The sequence below is a fragment of the Streptomyces sp. NPDC052052 genome, from assembly GCF_040680455.1.
Lineage (GTDB): Bacteria > Actinomycetota > Actinomycetes > Streptomycetales > Streptomycetaceae > Streptomyces.
The window spans coordinates 231,207-250,566 of the sequence record NZ_JBFAWU010000001.1; the positions used below are offsets into that span (position 1 = coordinate 231,207).

Genomic DNA, 19,360 nt, shown 5'->3' on the forward strand with positions numbered 1-19,360 from the left:
TCCCGGGTGCGGCCGGGGCCGGGGCGCCGGACCCCGCTCGGCGCCTCGCCGTCACCCCGTCCTGGCCGCCAGCGCCAGGGTGCGGCGAGCCGATGCCACCACCGCCGCGTCCACGAACCGGCCGTCCGGGAGGGCCAGCGCGCCCTCGTCCGACGCCGCCGCCTCCAGGATCTGCTCCGCCGCCTCGACCTCCCGCGCCGTCGGACGGAACGCCCGCTCGATGACCGGGAGCTGGCGGGGATGGATCGCTGCCCGGCCCAGGAATCCCAGTGCCCGGCCGTGGGCGCAGGACGCCGACAGGCCGTCCAGGTCCCGTACGTCCGGGAACACCGACTGGGCGGGCGGAGCCAGCCCGGCCGCGCGTGCGGCGACCACGACCCGGCTGCGCGACCAGTCGAGCCCGGCATCCTCGCGCACCCCCAGATCGGTCCGGAGATCCACCTCGCCCAGGGCGATGGAGCGCACCTGGGAATGCGAGGTCGCGACCGAGTACGCGTGCTCGATGCCGAGCGCCGACTCCAGCAGCGGACAGAGCGCGACCCCCGTGGCCACGGCCGCGATGTGATGGACGGACGCCGCGTGCGTGATCTTCGGCAGTCGCAGTTCGGCGAGCCCCGGCAGCCCGGCCAGGGCCAGGACGTCCGCCTCGGTGTGGACCCGGACATGGATCGGTACGGCCGCCCCGGCGGCGGGCTCGGACAGCAGCTCGACGGTGGCGGACCGTGCGTACTCCTTGCGGTCCGGCGCGACCGCGTCCTCCAGGTCGACGATCACCGCATCCGCTCCCGAGTCGCACGCCTTGCGCACGACCTCGGGCCGGTCCCCGGGGACGTACAGCAGGGTGAGCGGGACCGGGGCCGTCACAGGACGTGCTCCGCCCGGAGCGCGGCGATCTCCGGGCCCGACAGACCGAGTCCGGTGAGGATCTCGTCGGTGTCCGCACCGTGCGGCCGACCCGCCCAGCGGATCGCGCCGGGGGTCGCGGAGAGCCGGAACAGGACGTTCTGCATCCGCAGAGGTCCCAGCTCCGGGTCGTCGATCTCGGTGATGGAGCCCAGGGCCCGGTACTGCGGGTCCTCCATCACGTCCCGGATGTCGTGGATGGGGGCGATCGCCGCCTGGGCCTTCTCGAAGGCACGGAGTGCTTCCGCCCTGGTGTGCCGGGCGATCCAGTGGCCCACCGCCTCGTCGAGCTCGTCGCTGTGATCGGCCCGGGTGGCGCCGGAACCGAACCAGGGCTCGTCGATCAGCTCGGCCCGGCCGACCAGGCGCATGACCCGCTCGGCGACCGACTGCGCGGAGGTCGAGACGGCCACCCAGTGCCCGTCCGAGGTGCGATACGTGTTGCGCGGGGCGTTGTTCCGGGAGCGGTTGCCGGTGCGCGGCTGTACGTAGCCGAGCTGGTCGTACCAGACCGGCTGCGGGCCGAGCACGGTCAGGATCGGCTCGATGATGGCCATGTCGACGACCTGCCCCTCTCCGGTCCGGTCGCGTCCGGCGAGTGCGGTCATCACGGCGTACGCGGTGGCGAGTGCCGCGATCGAGTCGGCGAGCCCGAACGGCGGCAGCGTGGGCGGCCCGTCCGGTTCCCCGGTGATCGCGGCGAATCCGCTCATCGCCTCGGCCAGGGTGCCGAAGCCGGGACGGTGTGCGTACGGGCCTTGCTGGCCGAAGCCGGTGACCCTGGCCAGCACCAGCCGGGGGTTGACGGCGTGCAGCTGCTCCCAGCCGAGGCCCCAGCGCTCCAGTGTCCCGGGCCGGAAGTTCTCGACGATCACATCGGTCCCGGCGGCCAGCCGGAGCAGGATGTCCCGGCCGCCGGGGGCGGACAGATCAAGGGTGAGATTGCGTTTGTTGCGACCGAGCAGTTTCCACCAGAGCCCGATTCCGTCCTTCGTGGGGCCGTGCCCGCGCGACGGATCGGGCCGGAGGGGATGCTCGACCTTGATCACCTCGGCGCCGAAGTCACCGAGCACGGTGGCGCAGAGAGGACCGGCGAAGAGCGTGGCGAGGTCGATGACGCGCAGCCCGGCCAGCGGGCCCTGGGTGGTCGTGTTCATGCGGCGTCGATCTCGGCGCGGTACGGCATGGACGTCGAGGCGCCCGGCCGCTGCACGCAGAGCGCGGCGGCGGACGACGCCCAGGCCAGCGACTCCGGCACGGACCGGCGTTCGCCGAGGGCCACGGCGAGCGTCCCGACGAAGGTGTCCCCGGCCCCGGTGGTGTCCACGGCGGCGACCTCGGGGGCGGGGAAGAGAACGGGATCGCCGCCCCGGGCCGCGTACAGGCAGCCCCTGGAGCCGAGGGTGACGACGACCGCCGGGACCTGGCCGAGCAGGAGCCGGGCCGCTGTGTGGGGGTCCGCGGCGCCGGTGAGGGCGACCGCCTCGTGTTCGTTGGGGATCAGCAGATCGACGCAGTCGAGGAGTTCACCGGGCAGCTGCTGCACGGGGGACGGGGTGAGGATGGTCCGTACGCCCTGGGCGTGGGCCACCCGTGCGCCCTCCGCCACGGCGGACAGCGGCAGTTCCAACTGGAGGAGCAGCAGATCGGCTCCGGCGATGGCGGCCATCTCACCGGGGCCGAGAGCGGTGACGGTGCCATTGGCGCCGGGCACCACCACGATGGAGTTGGAGCCCGTCTCGTCGACGACGATGTGCGCGGTGCCGCTGGGGCCCTCGACGGTGTGGAGCAGATCGATGTCGACACCGGAGTGCTCCAGATTCGAGCGGAGCACGGCACCGTACGCGTCGTCACCGACCGCGCCGATCATCGTCACGTCGCCGCCCGCGCGGGCGGCGGCGACGGCCTGGTTGGCGCCCTTGCCGCCGGGGACGGTGCGGAACTCCCGTCCGGTGACGGTCTCTCCGGGGCCCGGGGCCCGCGCGACGTACGCGACCAGGTCCATATTGGTGCTGCCGAGCACCGCGATGCCGGTCATGGGCGGAGTGCCTCCTCGTGGGTGAGCCGGTGGGTCTGTTCGGCGAGCGCGTCGAAGCCGATGGAGTCGAAGCCGGGGACGGACGTGGCGAGGCGGTTCTTCAGCGGGGCGGTCCACCGGTCGGGCAGCCGCTCCGGCGCCCCGGCGAGCAGGCCGGCGAGCGAACCGGCGGTCGCACCGTTGGAGTCGGTGTCCAGGCCGCCGGAGACCGCACGGCAGACAGAGGCGGAGAAGTCGCCGTCCGCGTGGGTGAGGGCCGCGGCGAGCAGCGCGGCGTTGGGCACGGCATGGACCCAGTGGTAGCTGCCGTACTCGGCGTGCAGCCGGTCGACCACCGCGTCGAAGTCGCCCCCGCCGCGGGCCGCTTCGATGCCCAGACGCACCGCGTGCGCGAACCGTGAACGCGGCGGGACGACCCGCAGCCCGGCGGCCAGACAGCCGTGCACATCGCTCTCGCCGCCGGCCGCCGCGGCGAGCGCCGCGGCGGTGAACATCGCCCCGTACACACCGTTGGCGGTATGGGTGAGGACCGCGTCCCGATGGGCCTGCTCCGCGGCGGCCGACGGGTCGCCCGGATGCGTCCAGCCGTGCACATCGGCCCGGATCTGCGCACCGATCCACTCCCGGAAGGGGTTGCGGTATCTGGCGGTGTGCGGCGGCTCGATCCCGTCGAGCAGATTGCGGTACGCGACCCGCTCGGCGGTGAACGTCCGGCCGGCCGGGAGCTGGTCGAGCCAGAGCCGGGCGAGGTCGCAGGTGGTGAAGGAGGGGCCGTGCCGTTGGAGCAACAGCATGGTCAGCAAGGGGTAATTGAGGTCGTCGTCCTCCGGCATGCCGTCGATGTTCTCGGCCAGCGAGGTGGCGGCGGAGCGGCGGTTCCAGGGATGCTCGGCGGCCAGTGCGGCGGGCAGCCCCCTGCCGGTGAACCAGGTGGTCAGCGGCCAGTTGCCGGTGGCGCGGGCCAGTGCGCGGATGCCGGTGAGCGGCAGTTTCTCGACGGGTTTGCCGAGCAGACAGCCGACGGCCCGGCCCAGCCAGGCGGCGTGCAGCCGCCCCCGGCTCACCGGCGGCGGGGCGGTGCGCGGGGCCGGCCAGTGCGGGCAGGCGGCCCTGATCGCGGTCAGCTCCGTCGGCTCGTCGCTCTCCAACGGTGACTCCATCAGGGCGAGTTCGTCGAGCAGCCGCTCGGCGAGCGTGCGCAGCCCGGGTGCCGCGGAGGGCGAGGCACCCGCGCGCTCCGGGGCGGGGGAGCCGCCCGCCTCGTACCAGCGGTGTGCCACGGCCCGCGCGTCGCGTCCGTCCTCGGCCGCCTGGCGCAGTTCGTGCCCGACCAGGTCCTCGGGCTGCACCCAGGTCACCCGTACGTTCATGGTGTGCCCGCCAGCGCGGCGAACGCGGACTCGTGCGCGCGGCGCCGGGCCGTGTCCCGTACGAACACCTCGCGGGCGACCTCGGCCAGGGTCCGCGCGGGGGCGTGCAGATCGAGCCGGCTGGCCTCGGCGACCGTTTTCACCCAGGTGGCGGGGATGGCCTCGGCGCCGCGGAGCGCGCCCGCGACGGCGCCGCTCATCGTGGCGATCGAGTCGCAGTCCCGGCCGTAATTGACCGAGCCGAGGACGGTGTGCCGGTAGTCGCCGCCCGCGACGAGCAGCATGCCGAGCGCGATGGGGAGTTCCTCGATGGAGTGCAGCCGGGACGGCCGGCGGGCCCCGAGGGACGGCGCGCGATAGTCGGGGCCGACGGTGTCGAAGGGCGCGACGGCGCTCCGCAGCGGCGCCAGGGCGGACTCGAAGTCGGTGTACCGGCAGGCCACTTCGCAGACCGCCTCGATGGCGGACCGGGTGCCGTCCTTGGCGAGCGACAGACAGGCGTCGACGACGGAGGCGGGCGTCGCGCCCGGGGCACAGGCGGCCGCGACGGCCGCCGCGAGGACTCCGGCGGCCTCTCTGCCGTAGGAGGACTGGTGGGCGCCGGCGACATCCAGGGCCTCGGCGTACGCGGCCTGCGGGTGGGCGGCGTTGACCAGGCCGACGGGTGCCATGTACATCGCCGCTCCGCAGTTGACGATGTTTCCGGAGCCCGCCTCGCGCGGGTCCACATGGCCGTAGTGCAGTCGTGTGACGATCCACTTCTCGGCGAGGAAGATCCGCTGGAGCGGCAGTGCGTCGGCCTCCAGCTCGGGAATCCAGCGCGGGGCGGAGATCAGCTCCGGCACGAGGTGGTCGGCGACCGCGTACGCGTCGAGATGGTCGCGCACGGTGTCGTACACCCGTACCAGCGCATGGGTCATCAAGGTGTCGTCGGTGACGTGTCCGTCGCCCTTGTGGTACGGGGCGATGGGGCGGGCGGTGCGCCAGTCGTCGCCGTCCCACGGGCCGACGACGCCGCTGATCCGCCCGCCGTGGCGGGCCACGATCTGTTCCGGGGACCGGCCCTCGACCGGACCGCCGAGCGCGTCGCCGACCGCGGCGCCGACGAGCGCGCCGGCGATCCGTTCATCGAGTGTGAGTGCCGTGGTCCTCGCCTCGGACCGAGGGGGCGTCATGGAGGTCATGTCCGAATTGTCCACCCGTGGCCTTCTGTTCCGTGTCTGCCAGCAGCCCGGCGAGTTCGATGAGATCGGTACCCGCGAGGCGGGGCAGCGCACACCCCGCCAGGGTGCGGCAGGCCTCGCGCCAGCCGTCCGGGACGGCGTCGATCCCGCCGAGCGCACCGGTCAGCGCACCGGCCAGGGCGGGTGCCGAGTCCGCCACCCTTGACAGGCACGCCGCCGCGGGAACGGCGTGCGCGATCCGGCCGCGGGCCGCGGTGGCCAGCGCGAGGGCGACCGGGACGGTCTCGGCTGCGGCGATGCCGTAGCTGTAGACGTGGTCGACGATCTGGTGCTCCAGCACCGGGACGACGGCGAACGCCCCCGCCGCCTCGTCGGCGAAGCCGCGGGCGATCCGGACCGCGTGGGCGGCGTTGCGGGCGATCTCCGTGCCGTCCGGGAGCTGGGCCAGTGCGGCGTCCACCGCGGTGTCCACGTCCGCACCGCCCAGCGCCTGTGCGACCGCGGCCGCCATCGCGCGGGCCCCGTGCACCCCGTCGCCGTCCTGGGTGTACCGGGCGTCGAACTCGGCGAGGTCGGCTGCCGCGGCGGGGTCCGCGGGATGGGCCACCGCGAGCACGGCGGCCCGTACACAGGCCGCGTCGTCGAAGTAGTGCGGGTTGTCGTGGCCGGTGGCGGGCGGGCACAGGCCGGCGGCGAGATTTCCCAGTCCGGCCCGTACGGAGATCCGCGCGCGCAGCGGCAGCACCGCGGACTCCACCTCGGGAGCACGGGCGGCGGCCGCCGCGACCTCGGCCGCCAGTGCGTTCCAGGCGAGGTCGACGGCGGCCCGGATCCGGTGCCCGGGGGGCAGTCCGTGCAGCGGACCGGCAGCCGAGGTGAGCAGGGTCCCGGCGGCGAAGGCCGCCCATTCGGCATCGTCGGAGGGGCCGAGCCGCAGAGGCTCGGGCGGCTGGTTGAGCGCGATGGGGACGGGCAGCGTGGTCGTGGCGTTCTGCTCCGCGAAGGTGTCGAGTTCGCGGGTGAGGCGCCGGGTCCACTCGGGCATCCGGGCGGCCCGGTGCCGCGCGGCCGGCCACCCTACGGCGTCCCCGGCGGCGAGCCCGAGCAGCAGCCCCTCGATCCGGGCCCGGTGTCCGGGCACGGGACGGGCACCGGGACCCGGCGGGGCGACCGGGGCCGCGGGGGAGCGGAGACGGGTGCCCGGGGCGCCCCTCCGGTGGTCGTGCCCGGTCCCGGGCGCGGCGGTCACCGGCGCCTTCGCGGTTCCGGGCCGCGCCGGGCCCCCACCGGTGACGCCCGCGAGGGCGTCGGGCAGCATGCGGCCGGTCCCGGTGCTGGTGGCGGCGGTGCGCGGCGCGGGGCCCTGTCGCATGCCGGCGTCGTCCGGCCCGCCCCCGCACGGCTCGTCGGCCTCGTCCGGGGTGAGCAACTCCGCGATGTCCAGGACGTGGTGACCGCGCATCGACGGCAGGCAGCTGCCCCGGACGGGGCCGATCGCCTCGCCCCAGTGCCGGGGGATCGCCGACTCCCCGTGCAGGGCGCCGGCCAGGGCCCCCGCCACCGCGGCCGTCGTGTCCGCGTCGCGGCCCATGTTGACCGCGGTGAGCACCGCCGTACGGAATTCGCCGCGGGCCGCCGCGAACGCGCCGAAGGCCAGGCCGACCGCCTCGGGCGCCAGGTCCGTCCACGGATAGCCGCCGACGACCACCGCGGAGCGCACCGCGCGTTCCCTGCTGAGCCGGTCGGGGTACGTGCGCTGCGCGGCCGTCACCGCGCGCCGCAGCGAGCGCGCCGTCCAGGAGTCCATGGGGACGACGGACAGCGCGGCTGCGATCACCGACGCGACCCCGGCACCCGCCATCGCGGCGGCCACCCCGGCCGCCACCGCCTGGCCGCCGTAGATGCCCTCTCCCTCGTGACTGACCCGCCCGTCCACCGCGACCAGGCGGGCCGCCTCGTCGGGGCGGCCCGCCGCGAACACGCCGAACGGTGCCGCCCGCATCGCCAGTCCGTCGCTCCAGGCGTGCCGGTGCTGGGCGGAGATCGGGGCGGCGAGACCCCGGCGCAGATTCTCCAGCGTGCCCCGCTCGCTGAACCCGGCACCGCGGAACGGCCCCTCGTCCAGGTCGGCGATCCACAGGTGCCACGCCCGCTCCACCTGGGTGACGGTCAGCGCCGAACCGTGCCGGGCGAGCAGCAGCCCGGAGAAGATCGCGTACTCCGTGTCGTCCGTACCCGCGGGGTCGTCGCTCACGAAGCCCTCGATCCGGCCCCAGCGACGGCGGATCTCGGAGGGCCGCAGATTCTCCGCCGGCGCGCCCAGCGCGTCACCGACCGCGAGACCGAGCAGTGCGCCCCGGGCCCGGTCCACCAGGCCGCCGCGCGCCGCCGCACCCCGGCCCGCGCCGCCGCCGGCCGCCCCCGGTGCGCCGTGCGCAACCGCCGTCTCCGTACCGCCGTTGTGCGGCTCCGCCGGAGTTCCTGCGACCAACTCCATGGTGTCGACCCTTCGCTCACACCGAGCCCGTTCTCGTGCCTGCTCGATCTGTGCCACGCCGAGCCCCCGTCCAAAGGCCGATCACGGGGAAGAACGGCCAGTCGGATGACGGGTCAGAGACCCTGGGTCAGGCCGTACTTACCTGGTCACGGGCCAGGTAAGTACGGCCTGCCTTGCTGGCGGGGGACCCTTTTCGTGCGTAGGTTCGATCGTGCCGAACGGGGCGGAACGAGTGGATTCCGCCGTCGGAGAGGGGGAGAGCTGTGTCCATCATCGAGACCGATGCCGTACTGCACGAGGCGCACCGGGACAATCACACCCATCGTGATGTGAACGGTGGCTGGTTGCGGCCCGCGGTCTTCGGCGCCATGGACGGGCTGGTCTCCAACCTCGCGCTGATGACCGGCGTCGCGGGCGGTGCCGTCTCCCAGCAGACGATCGTGATCACCGGTCTGGCGGGTCTGGCCGCCGGTGCCTTCTCCATGGCGGCCGGCGAGTACACCTCCGTCGCCTCGCAGCGCGAGCTCGTCGAGGCGGAACTCGACGTCGAGCGGCGCGAATTGCGCAAACACCCCAAGGACGAGGAGCGGGAGCTCGCCGCCCTCTACGAGTCCCGCGGCGTCGAGCCCCTGCTCGCCCGCGAGGTCGCGCGGCAGCTGTCGCGCGACCCGGAGCAGGCCCTGGAGATCCACGCCCGCGAGGAACTCGGCATCGACCCGGGCGATCTGCCCTCGCCGCTGGTCGCCGCCGTGTCGTCGTTCGGCGCGTTCGCGATGGGAGCCCTGCTCCCCGTGCTGCCGTACCTGCTCGGTGCCAGTGCGCTGTGGCCCGCCGTACTGCTCGCGCTGATCGGGCTGTTCGCCTGCGGTGCGGTGGTGGCCAGGGTGACGGCGCGCAGCTGGCTGTACAGCGGGCTGCGTCAGCTGGCGCTGGGCGGGGCCGCGGCGGCCATCACCTACGGCCTGGGCACGCTGTTCGGTGTGGCAGTCGGGGGCTGACGCCTCGGCGATCGGGGGAAACGGACGGCGGCGTGCGCCGTCCGTAACCTGCCTGCCATCCGTGTGACGTACATCCCGGTTACCGCCTCTGGGCGGGCACGTCACCTCGTCGTAAAATGAGTCCCTATGCAGGGCTACACATAAGTAGTCATCAACGGGCGGTTTTGTTTCCTCTGCCGCCGGGCATGAGCCGTAGACACCGCAGGCAACGACGCCTGCTCTCTGTGGCCCCTCGGGCGCCGATCCTCCGACAGCAATCCCCCCATCACCTCAGGTGATGTCCGCATGTTGGAAGGGACTATCCGCTTTTTGAGAAGCGCCTCATTATGTAACCTGCATGAAATTTCGCAGAGGGCCAACGTCGTCCCTCGGCACTGCATATGCCACGACGACGACGGGAGAGCCGATGCGTACCGACGCCTGGTCGCCCATGGACGGTCGCCCCGCCCAGCAGGGGATGTACGACCCTCGTAACGAGCACGACGCCTGTGGCGTCGGGTTCGTGGCCACTCTGACCGGTGTGGCCGGCCATGAACTGGTCGAACAGGCGCTGACCGTGCTGCGCAACCTCGAACACCGCGGTGCCACCGGCTCGGAGCCCGACTCCGGCGACGGCGCCGGAATCCTGCTCCAGGTCCCGGACGCCTTCCTCCGCGACCAGGTCGCCTTCGACCTCCCCGCAGCCGGTGCCTACGCCGTCGGAATCGCCTTCCTCCCCGCGAACGCCCCCGCCGAGTCCGTCCGCAAGCTGGAGAAGATCGCTGCCGAGGAGGGCCTCGACGTCCTCGGCTGGCGCGATGTCCCGGTCACCCCGGACATCCTCGGCAACGGCGCCCGCGCCACCATGCCCGAGTTCCGCCAGCTCTTCGTCGCGGACGGCGAGAGCACCGGCATCGCGCTCGACCGCAAGGCCTTCGTGCTGCGCAAGCGCGCCGAGCGGGAGGCCGGGGTGTACTTCCCCTCGCTCTCCGCCCGCACGATCGTCTACAAGGGCATGCTCACCACGGGCCAGCTGGAGCCGTTCTTCCCGGACCTCTCCGACCGCCGCTTCGCCACCGCGGTCGCCCTGGTCCACTCGCGCTTCTCCACCAACACCTTCCCGAGCTGGCCGCTCGCCCACCCGTACCGCTTCGTCGCGCACAACGGCGAGATCAACACGGTCAAGGGCAACCGCAACTGGATGAGGGCCCGCGAGTCCCAGCTCGCCTCCAGCCTCTTCGGCGAGGCCCAGCTCGACCGGATCTTCCCCGTCTGCACCCCGGACGCCTCCGACTCCGCCTCCTTCGACGAGGTCCTGGAGCTGCTCCACCTCGGCGGCCGCTCGCTGCCCCACTCGGTGCTGATGATGGTCCCCGAGGCGTGGGAGAACCACGACTCGATGGACCCGGCCCGCCGCGCCTTCTACCAGTACCACTCCACGATGATGGAGCCCTGGGACGGCCCCGCCTGCGTCACCTTCACCGACGGCACCCAGGTCGGTGCGGTGCTGGACCGCAACGGTCTGCGCCCCGGCCGCTACTGGGTCACCGACGACGGCCTCGTCGTGCTCTCCTCCGAGGTCGGGGTCCTGGACATCGACCCGGCGAAGGTCGTCCGCAAGGGCCGCCTGCAGCCCGGCAGGATGTTCCTCGTCGACACGGCCGAGGGCCGCATCATCGAGGACGACGAGATCAAGGCGACCCTCGCCGCCGAGCAGCCCTACCAGGACTGGCTGGAGACCGGCGAGATCGAGCTGGAGGACCTCCCCGAGCGGGAGCACATCGTGCACACGCACGCCTCCGTCACCCGCCGCCAGCAGACCTTCGGCTACACCGAGGAAGAGCTCCGCGTCATCCTCGCCCCGATGGCCCGCACGGCCGGCGAGCCGCTCGGCTCCATGGGCACGGACTCGCCGATCGCAGCCCTGTCCGCGCGTCCCCGGCTGCTCTTCGACTACTTCACCCAGCTGTTCGCCCAGGTCACCAACCCGCCGCTGGACGCCATCCGAGAGGAGCTCGTCACCTCGCTGCGCTCCTCGCTGGGCCCGCAGGGCAACCTCCTGGAGCCGACCGCCGCCTCGTGCCGCAGCGTCACGCTGCCGTTCCCGGTGATCGACAACGACGAGCTGGCCAAGCTGATACACATCAATGCCGACGGCGACATGCCGGGCATGAAGGCCGCCACGCTCTCCGGCCTCTACCGGGTCGGCGGCGGCGGCGAAGCCCTCGCCGCACGGATCGAGCAGATCTGCACCGAGGTCGACGCCGCCATGGAGGACGGCGCCCGTCTGATCGTCCTGTCCGACCGGCACTCCGACGCCGAGCACGCACCGATCCCCTCGCTGCTGCTCACCTCGGCCGTCCACCACCACCTCATCCGCACCAAGCAGCGCACCCAGGTGGGCCTGCTGGTCGAGGCCGGAGACGTCCGCGAGGTCCACCACGTCGCCCTGCTGATCGGCTACGGCGCCGCCGCGGTCAACCCCTACCTGGCGATGGAGTCCGTCGAGGACCTGGTCCGCGCCGGTACGTTCATCGAGGGCATCGAGCCCGAGAAGGCCATCCGCAACCTGATCTACGCCCTCGGCAAGGGCGTCCTCAAGGTCATGTCGAAGATGGGCATCTCGACGGTCGCCTCCTACCGGGGCGCCCAGGTCTTCGAGGCCGTAGGCCTGGACGAGGACTTCGTCGCGAAGTACTTCAACGGCACCGCCACCAAGATCGGCGGCGCGGACCTCGACGTCGTCGCCCGGGAAGTCGCCGCCCGCCACGCCAAGGCGTACCCGGCCTCCGGCATCTCCGCCTCGCACCGCGCGCTGGAGATCGGCGGCGAGTACCAGTGGCGCCGCGAGGGCGAGCCGCACCTGTTCGACCCGGAGACGGTCTTCCGCCTCCAGCACTCCACGCGCAACAAGCGCTACGACATCTTCAAGAAGTACACCGACCGGGTGAACGAGCAGTCCGAGCGCCTGATGACGCTCCGTGGCCTGTTCGGCTTCAAGAGCGACCGCGAGCCGATCTCGATCGACGAGGTCGAGTCCGTCTCCGAGATCGTCAAGCGCTTCTCCACCGGCGCCATGTCGTACGGCTCGATCTCCCGCGAGGCGCACGAGACCCTCGCCATCGCCATGAACCAGCTGGGCGGCAAGTCCAACACCGGTGAGGGCGGCGAGGACGCCGACCGGCTCTACGACCCGGCCCGCCGCTCGGCCATCAAGCAGGTCGCCTCCGGCCGCTTCGGTGTGACCAGCGAGTACCTGGTCAACGCGGACGACATCCAGATCAAGATGGCGCAGGGTGCCAAGCCCGGCGAGGGCGGCCAGCTCCCCGGCCACAAGGTCTACCCGTGGGTCGCCAGGACCCGGCACTCCACCCCGGGCGTCGGCCTGATCTCGCCGCCGCCCCACCACGACATCTACTCCATCGAGGACCTGGCCCAGCTGATCCACGACCTCAAGAACGCCAACCCGGCGGCCCGCATCCACGTGAAGCTGGTCTCCGAGGTCGGTGTCGGCACGGTCGCCGCGGGTGTCTCCAAGGCACATGCGGACGTCGTCCTGATCTCCGGACACGACGGCGGAACGGGCGCCTCCCCGCTCACCTCGCTGAAGCACGCGGGCGGCCCCTGGGAGCTGGGCCTCGCCGAGACCCAGCAGACCCTGCTGCTCAACGGCCTGCGCGACCGCATCGTCGTCCAGACCGACGGCCAGCTGAAGACCGGCCGCGACGTCGTCATCGCCGCGCTGCTGGGCGCCGAGGAGTTCGGTTTCGCGACCGCGCCGCTCGTCGTCTCCGGCTGCGTCATGATGCGCGTCTGCCACCTGGACACCTGCCCGGTCGGCATCGCCACCCAGAACCCGGTCCTGCGCGACCGGTTCTCCGGCAAGGCCGAGTACGTCGTCAACTTCTTCGAGTTCATCGCCCAGGAAGTCCGTGAGCTCCTCGCCGAGCTCGGCTTCCGCACGATCGAGGAGGCCGTCGGCCACGCCGAGCTGCTCGACACGGACCGTGCGATCACGCACTGGAAGGCGCAGGGCCTCGACCTGCAGCCGCTGTTCCACGTCCCCGAGCTGCCCGAAGGCGCCGTCCGGCACCAGCGGGTCGAGCAGGACCACGGTCTCGCCAAGGCCCTCGACAACGAGCTGATCAGGCTCGCCGCCGATGCCCTCCACGCGGAGAGCGCCGAGGCCGCCCAGCCGGTCCGGGCCCAGGTCGCGATCCGCAACATCAACCGCACCGTCGGCACCATGCTGGGCCACGAGGTGACGAAGAAGTTCGGCGGCGCCGGCCTGCCGCAGAACACCATCGACATCACGTTCACCGGCTCCGCCGGACAGTCCTTCGGCGCGTTCGTGCCGAGCGGTGTGACGCTGCGCCTGGAGGGCGACGCCAACGACTACGTCGGCAAGGGCCTCTCCGGCGGACGCATCGTCGTCCGCCCGGACCGCGGCGCGGACCACCTCGCCGAGTACTCCACCATCGCGGGCAACACCATCGCCTACGGCGCCACCGGCGGCGAGCTGTTCCTGCGCGGCCGGACCGGTGAGCGGTTCTGCGTCCGCAACTCCGGCGCGACGGTCGTCTCGGAGGGCGTGGGCGACCACGGCTGCGAGTACATGACCGGCGGCCACGCGGTCGTGCTCGGCGAGACCGGACGCAACTTCGCCGCCGGTATGTCGGGCGGTGTCGCGTACGTCGTCGACCTGGACCGCGACAACGTGAACGCCGGCAACCTCGGCGCGATCGAGGCACTCTCCGACACCGACAAGCAGTGGCTGCACGACGTGGTGCGACGCCATCAGGAGGAGACCGGTTCCACGGTCGCCGAGAAGCTGCTTGCCGAGTGGGACACCGCGGTGGCCCGCTTCAGCAAGATCATCCCGTCCACGTACAAGGCCGTGCTCGCCGCCAAGGACGCCGCTGAGCTCGCCGGTCTCTCCGAACAGGAGACCACCGAGAAGATGATGGAGGCGGCGACCCATGGCTGACCCCAAGGGCTTCCTGACCACACAGCGCGAGGTCGCCAGGACCCGCCCCGTGGGCGAGCGCGTCAAGGACTGGAACGAGGTCTACGTTCCCGGCTCGCTGCTCCCGATCATCAGCAAGCAGGCCGGCCGCTGCATGGACTGCGGCATCCCGTTCTGCCACAACGGCTGCCCGCTCGGAAACCTCATCCCCGAGTGGAACGACTACGCCTACCGCGAGGACTGGCGGGCCGCGTCCGAGCGACTGCACGCCACGAACAACTTCCCGGAGTTCACCGGGCGGCTCTGCCCGGCCCCGTGCGAGTCGGCGTGCGTGCTCGGCATCAACCAGCCGGCCGTCACCATCAAGAACGTCGAAGTCTCCATCATCGACAAGGCGTGGGGCAGCGGCGACGTCACCCCGCAGCCGCCCGAGCGGCTCTCCGGCAAGACCGTCGCGGTCATCGGTTCGGGACCCTCGGGTCTCGCCGCGGCCCAGCAGCTGACCCGGGCCGGCCACACGGTCGCCGTCTTCGAGCGCGCGGACCGCATCGGAGGTCTCCTCCGGTACGGCATCCCCGAGTTCAAGATGGAGAAGTCGCACATCAACCGCCGTATCGAGCAGATGCGCGCGGAAGGCACCAAGTTCCGTACGGAGGTGGAGATCGGCAAGGACATCGACGCCGCCAAGCTCCGCCGCCGGTACGACGCGGTCGTGATCGCCGCCGGAGCCACCGTCTCGCGCGATCTGCCCGTCCCGGGCCGTGAGCTGAACGGCGTGCACTTCGCCATGGAGTACCTGCCGCTCGCCAACAAGGTGCAGGAGGGCGACCTGACGGTCTCCCCGATCAGCGCCGAGGGCAAGCACGTCGTCGTCATCGGCGGCGGCGACACCGGCGCCGACTGCGTCGGCACGGCCCACCGCCAGGGTGCGCTCTCCGTCACCCAGCTGGAGATCATGCCCCGGCCGGGCGAGGAGCGTAACGCCAACCAGCCCTGGCCGACCTTCCCGATGCTCTACAAGGTCACCTCCGCACACGAGGAGGGCGGCGAGCGGGTGTACTCCGTCTCCACCACCCGCTTCGAGGGCGACGAGGACGGCAACGTCCAGGCGCTGCACCTGGTCGAGGTGGAGTTCAAGGACGGCAAGCTGGAGCAGAAGCCCGGCACCGAGCGCCGGATCCCCGCCCAGCTCGTCACCCTGGCCATGGGCTTCACCGGCACCGACCAGTCCAACGGCCTGGTCGAGCAGTTCGGCCTGGAGCTCGACGCGCGCGGCAACGTCGCGCGCGACGCGGACTTCGCCACCAACGTCGACGGCGTGTTCGTCGCCGGTGACGCGGGCCGCGGCCAGTCCCTCATCGTGTGGGCCATCGCCGAGGGCCGCTCCGCGGCCCGCGGGGTGGACCGCTTCCTGACCGGAGCCAGCACCCTGCCGGCCCCGATCCGCCCGACGGACCGCGCCCTGGCGGTCTGATCACGGCACATCCGGACGTCCCGTACAACGGCGTGCGGAACCGAACGCGGCGCCTGCCCGTCCCCGACCAGGACGAACTCGGCAGGCGCCGCGGCGCGTCCGCACCCCCTGGTCGCATGGACGCCGGCGATGAGCCCCCCTGTACGCCCTGGCGGCGCCCCGCTCCGTTCTCCTACGATCGGGAAGGCATCCCACGGGGGGAGGAGTGTGCCCATGACGGTGCCCGCACGCCGCCTGGAGCGGACCGTCGCCTGGATCCTCAAGAACATCGATGTCGTCATCGCCGCAGGCGTAGCGCTGACCATCGGTTTTCTGGACATCTTCGGCGACGTCGTCACCAGCGACGTGGCGTCCGGAGCGACCCTGGTCGTCCTCGGTGCGCTGGCGCTCGGCTCGATCGTGGAGCGGGTGCGCCAGCCCGCCGCGATCCAGGAGGCGATGGCCGGCACCCGCCGCGCGCTGGAGGACCTCACCATGGTCCGCTCGCTCTCCGGCAACGAGGTCGGCGAAGCCCTGCGCGCCGCCCGGCAGCACACCAACCTCTGGTACTTCAAGGGCGGAACCGGCACCTACTTACGGGCCGTCACCCTGCCGCAGTGCGTCGCCACCGCCAGGGAACAGCGCTCCCAGCTCAACATGAAGATCGACATCATCAACCCGGACGACGAACGCATCTGCCAGGCGTACGCCCGGTTCCGCCAGATGTTCGCCAACCGCAGCAGCACCGGCCATGCCGGTCACTGGACCACCGACCGGGTGCGCAAGGAGTCCTACGCGACGGTGCTGGCCGCCTGCTGGTACCAGCGCAGGCTCACCACCCTGGACATCGCGGTGCACCTCTCCTCCGCCGTACCGACGCTCCGCTTCGACCTCTCCGAATCCTGTCTGATCATCACCCAGGACGACACCTCGCGGGTCAACCTTCTCGTCAGGCGCGAACAGCCGCTCTACGACTACTACGTCACCGAACTGCACCAGAGCCGGGAACAGGCCCTCGTGGTCCCGATGCGCGTCGAGGCGCCCCTGGGCGAGGAGCCGACCGTCGACGAGGCCCGCGGTCTCTTCGAGGCCCTCCAACTGCCGCTGCCCCGCGCGTTCACCGACAGCGACATCGGCGAAATCATCGTCAAGGCACTGCACGCGGAGGACCCCTACCGGAGGTGAGGCGCCCCGGCGCGACCCCATGGACTACGACGAGCTGGAACTGGCCCTTGCGCACGGCCATGCGACCTCCCCGGACGCACGTCGCTCCGCCGTCCGCGCACTCACCGAACTGGCCACGGGCTGCGGGGAGCTGCGTGCCGTACACCACCCGCTGGGCTTCCTCTGCCTGCCACTGCTGCGCGAGGGAGTGCGGGGGATCTGCATCCATCTCTTCGACCCCGCCTACGGCGTTGAGCCGGACACCGCGCCCTGGCACGCCCACAGCTGGGAGCTGCGCAGCCACGTCCTGTACGGGCGGGTCGCCAATCTCCCGGTGCGGGTCAGCCGCACCGAGGACGAACCCACCCACCGGATCTTCGAAGTGCACAGCGGGCCCGGGGGAGTGGACGAGGTCGTTCCCACCGCGGCACTGGTACGCGGCGAGCCGGGCCACGCACACATCAGCGGACCGGGCGAGACGTACACGCTCACCGCGGGGGAGTTCCACGCCACGTCCACCGAAGGCGCGGACCCGGCCGCCACACTCGTGCTGGGCCGGTCGGTGCCCGGCGGGGCGGATCTCTCGCTCGGCCCGCTCGACGGGCGGGCACGCACCATGACGCGCCGACTGTGCGCCGAGGAACAGACGTTACGCATGATTCGTACGGCGCTCGGGAGGTTCGATGGACCCGTCGAAGTCTGATCCGGATCCGGCCTCCGTGCCCGGGACCGGAGGGACGAGCCCGTACGCGCGTGAGCGGGCGGTGGCGGTGGCCGCCGCCGAAGAAGCCGGAACCATGCTCCGGGAACGCTTCGGCGCCCCCCTGACGGTCCGTACGAAAGACGCGTCGGGCGATGTGGTCACCGCCCTCGACCTCGCCGCCGAGGAGATCGTGCTCGGCAGGCTGCGGCAGCACTTCCCGCAGGACCGCATCCTGTCGGAGGAAGCCGGACTGCTCGACGGGACCGGGCCCCGCACCTGGCTGGTCGACCCGCTCGACGGCACCAACAACGTGGCCATCGGGCTGCCCGCCTATGTGGTGGGCATCGCGCTGTGTGTCGCCGGAGCACCGGTCCTCGGCGTGGTCCACGAACCGCTCACCGGCCGGACCTGGCACGCGGTGTCCGGCCACGGCGCACACGGCGCGTCCGGGCCGCTCAGCGGCCCCGACGGGAGACTGCCCGCCCCGGGCCCGGTCATCGCCTGGACCCAGGGCCACGCGGTCGGCCGCGCCGACACCGCGTGCGCCGTGCTCCGCCAGCATCTGGAGCTGCGCTGCCGACGGGTGCTCCAGCTGTGGGCGCCGCTCCTCGGCTGGTCCATGCTGGCCCGCGGGACCATCGACGGTTTCGTCGGCTATCGGGCCGAGGGCCTCGACCTGCCCGCCGGGGCGCTGCTCGCGACCGAGGCCGGGGTGGAGCTGCGCACGCTGCACGGCGAGGTGTTCCGGCCCGGATTCACGGGGTCCGGTGCGGACCGCAGCTTCGTCGCCGCCCGTACCGACACACTCGACTACGTTCTCGCGCAGGTGGCTTCGGTGGCCGGGCGGCAGGCCCCCCGGCCGGGCATCAGCTGACCAGCGCCAGCGCGCAGGTGGCGGCCGCCGTGCCGGTCACCGACAGCACCAGACCGGTCCGGACGAACCGGCCCGTGTCGATCCGCGTCCCGTGCCAGCGGCAGCGTTCGAACCACAGAAGAGTCGCCAGCGAGGCCCACGGCGTGATGACCGGCCCCGCGTTGACCCCGATCAGCAGGGCCAGCAACTGGTGATGATTGCCCGCGGGCACGACCGCCTCGCCCGCCACGTACGCCGGCAGGTTGTTCAGCACGTTGGACATCCCCGCGCCCACCCCGGCCGACCGCAGCATCCCGGTGAATCCGTCGTCCGAGCCGAGCGCGGACGCCAGCAGCGCATGCAGACCGTGCGCGTTGACCGTCTCCACCACCAGGAACATCCCCGGGACCAGCACCAGCAGCCGCCACGGGACCAGCGAGAGCCGCAGCTCCTCCCCGCGCCGCAGCGCGAAGGCCACCACGACGATCAGCATCGCGACCGTCGAAGCGGCCCAGAGCGGCACATCCGCGAGCAGGATCGCCAGCAGGAAGCCGGCGCACGCCACCGAACAGATCCGCAGCAGCACCGGATCGGACGGGACCGGTGCGGACGGCGGGGTGTACCGGTCCTGGCCGCGGCGGCCACGGCGCCAGTAGAAGACCCACAGACAGGCGGCCGTCACCCCGATCGTGGCCAGCTGGGGCAGCCACATCACGGCGGCCAGCCCCGACGGCGACAGCGCCACCCGGTCCGCCGCCAGCAGATTCGTCAGATTCGACACCGGCAGCAACAGGCTCGCGGTATTGGCAAGCCACACCGTCGTCATCGCCAACGGCACCGCCGCGATCCCCACCCGGGTCGCCAGCGCCAGCATCACCGGAGTGAGCAGTACCGCCGTGGTGTCCAGATTCAGCGTGATCGTGGTGAGCGAGGCGAACAGCACACAGAGCCCGAACAGCAGCGGATAGCGGCCCCGGCCCGCCCGTGCCACCCAGGTCGCCACCACGTCGAAGACCTGGGCCCGGCCGGTCAGTTCGGCCAGCACGATCACCGTGGCCAGGAACACCAGCAGCGGACCGATCCGCCGCAACTGCGCCGCAGCGGGATCCGCGGGCAGCAGCCCCGTCGCCACCGCGCCCAGCCCGAGGACGAGGAGCCCGCCCGCGAGCCAGTCCAGGGGGTGCAACAGGCCGAGGCGTGCGGGCAGCCTGGCACGCAGACGCCGAGGCGAAAGTTCTTCTACCATGGATCC

General features: G+C 72.3%; 13 protein-coding genes and 1 pseudogene. 6 read left to right on the forward strand and 8 right to left on the reverse strand.

The annotated features are described in order from the left end of the window. Window positions 1-51: 51 nt before the first annotated feature. From AB0L71_RS01035 to AB0L71_RS01065, 7 genes and pseudogenes are all read right to left on the reverse strand, one after another. A complete protein-coding gene (locus AB0L71_RS01035; RefSeq protein WP_365236454.1) occupies window positions 52-864 on the reverse strand; it encodes a CoA ester lyase in 813 nt (270 codons plus the stop codon). Continuing rightward, on the reverse strand, window positions 861-2,060 hold the full coding sequence (locus AB0L71_RS01040) for a CoA transferase (protein ID WP_365236456.1): 1,200 nt from the start codon (window positions 2,058-2,060) through the stop codon (window positions 861-863). Before AB0L71_RS01040 ends, AB0L71_RS01035 begins: the two co-directional genes overlap by 4 nt. Further along, complete coding sequence (rbsK, locus tag AB0L71_RS01045; protein WP_365236458.1) at window positions 2,057-2,941, reverse strand: ribokinase; 885 nt, start codon at window positions 2,939-2,941, stop codon at window positions 2,057-2,059. Before rbsK ends, AB0L71_RS01040 begins: the two co-directional genes overlap by 4 nt. After that, window positions 2,938-4,311: an ADP-ribosylglycohydrolase family protein gene (locus AB0L71_RS01050; RefSeq protein WP_365236460.1), complete on the reverse strand. Its 1,374-nt coding sequence runs from the start codon at window positions 4,309-4,311 to the stop codon at window positions 2,938-2,940. Before AB0L71_RS01050 ends, rbsK begins: the two co-directional genes overlap by 4 nt. Further along, window positions 4,308-5,486: an ADP-ribosylglycohydrolase family protein gene (locus tag AB0L71_RS01055; protein WP_365236772.1), complete on the reverse strand. Its 1,179-nt coding sequence runs from the start codon at window positions 5,484-5,486 to the stop codon at window positions 4,308-4,310. The genes AB0L71_RS01050 and AB0L71_RS01055 overlap by 4 nt, the downstream gene beginning before the upstream one ends. Then, complete coding sequence (locus tag AB0L71_RS01060) at window positions 5,437-6,813, reverse strand: ADP-ribosylglycohydrolase family protein (protein ID WP_365236773.1); 1,377 nt, start codon at window positions 6,811-6,813, stop codon at window positions 5,437-5,439. Before AB0L71_RS01060 ends, AB0L71_RS01055 begins: the two co-directional genes overlap by 50 nt. 93 nt (window positions 6,814-6,906) lie before the next feature. Then, window positions 6,907-7,992, reverse strand: a pseudogene (locus AB0L71_RS01065) (ADP-ribosylglycohydrolase family protein); the annotation flags it as partial. Window positions 7,993-8,255: 263 nt separating this feature from the next. On the opposite strand from AB0L71_RS01065, the gene AB0L71_RS01070 reads away from it, so the two are divergent. The 6 genes from AB0L71_RS01070 to AB0L71_RS01095 all read left to right on the forward strand — a co-directional run bounded on the left by AB0L71_RS01070 (window position 8,256) and on the right by AB0L71_RS01095 (window position 18,129). Next, window positions 8,256-8,990, forward strand: coding sequence for a VIT1/CCC1 transporter family protein (locus AB0L71_RS01070; protein WP_365236462.1), 735 nt, complete (start codon window positions 8,256-8,258; stop codon window positions 8,988-8,990). Between the two features lie 406 nt (window positions 8,991-9,396). Next, on the forward strand, window positions 9,397-13,956 hold the full coding sequence (gene gltB / locus AB0L71_RS01075; RefSeq protein WP_365236464.1) for a glutamate synthase large subunit: 4,560 nt from the start codon (window positions 9,397-9,399) through the stop codon (window positions 13,954-13,956). Then, window positions 13,949-15,409: a glutamate synthase subunit beta gene (locus AB0L71_RS01080; protein WP_365236466.1), complete on the forward strand. Its 1,461-nt coding sequence runs from the start codon at window positions 13,949-13,951 to the stop codon at window positions 15,407-15,409. Before gltB ends, AB0L71_RS01080 begins: the two co-directional genes overlap by 8 nt. 213 nt (window positions 15,410-15,622) lie before the next feature. Continuing rightward, window positions 15,623-16,573, forward strand: a complete 951-nt coding sequence (locus AB0L71_RS01085; RefSeq protein ID WP_365236468.1) for a hypothetical protein — start codon at window positions 15,623-15,625, stop codon at window positions 16,571-16,573. A gap of 19 nt (window positions 16,574-16,592) precedes the next feature. Then, window positions 16,593-17,255, forward strand: a complete 663-nt coding sequence (locus AB0L71_RS01090) for a hypothetical protein (RefSeq protein ID WP_365236470.1) — start codon at window positions 16,593-16,595, stop codon at window positions 17,253-17,255. Further along, window positions 17,236-18,129 (forward strand): inositol monophosphatase, encoded by an 894-nt coding sequence (locus AB0L71_RS01095; protein WP_365236472.1) that lies wholly within the window; start codon window positions 17,236-17,238, stop codon window positions 18,127-18,129. The genes AB0L71_RS01090 and AB0L71_RS01095 overlap by 20 nt, the downstream gene beginning before the upstream one ends. Here AB0L71_RS01095 and AB0L71_RS01100 read toward each other — a convergent pair. Next, window positions 18,122-19,354, reverse strand: coding sequence for an SLC13 family permease (locus tag AB0L71_RS01100; protein WP_365236474.1), 1,233 nt, complete (start codon window positions 19,352-19,354; stop codon window positions 18,122-18,124). The genes AB0L71_RS01095 and AB0L71_RS01100 overlap by 8 nt on opposite strands. Window positions 19,355-19,360: the final 6 nt, after the last annotated feature.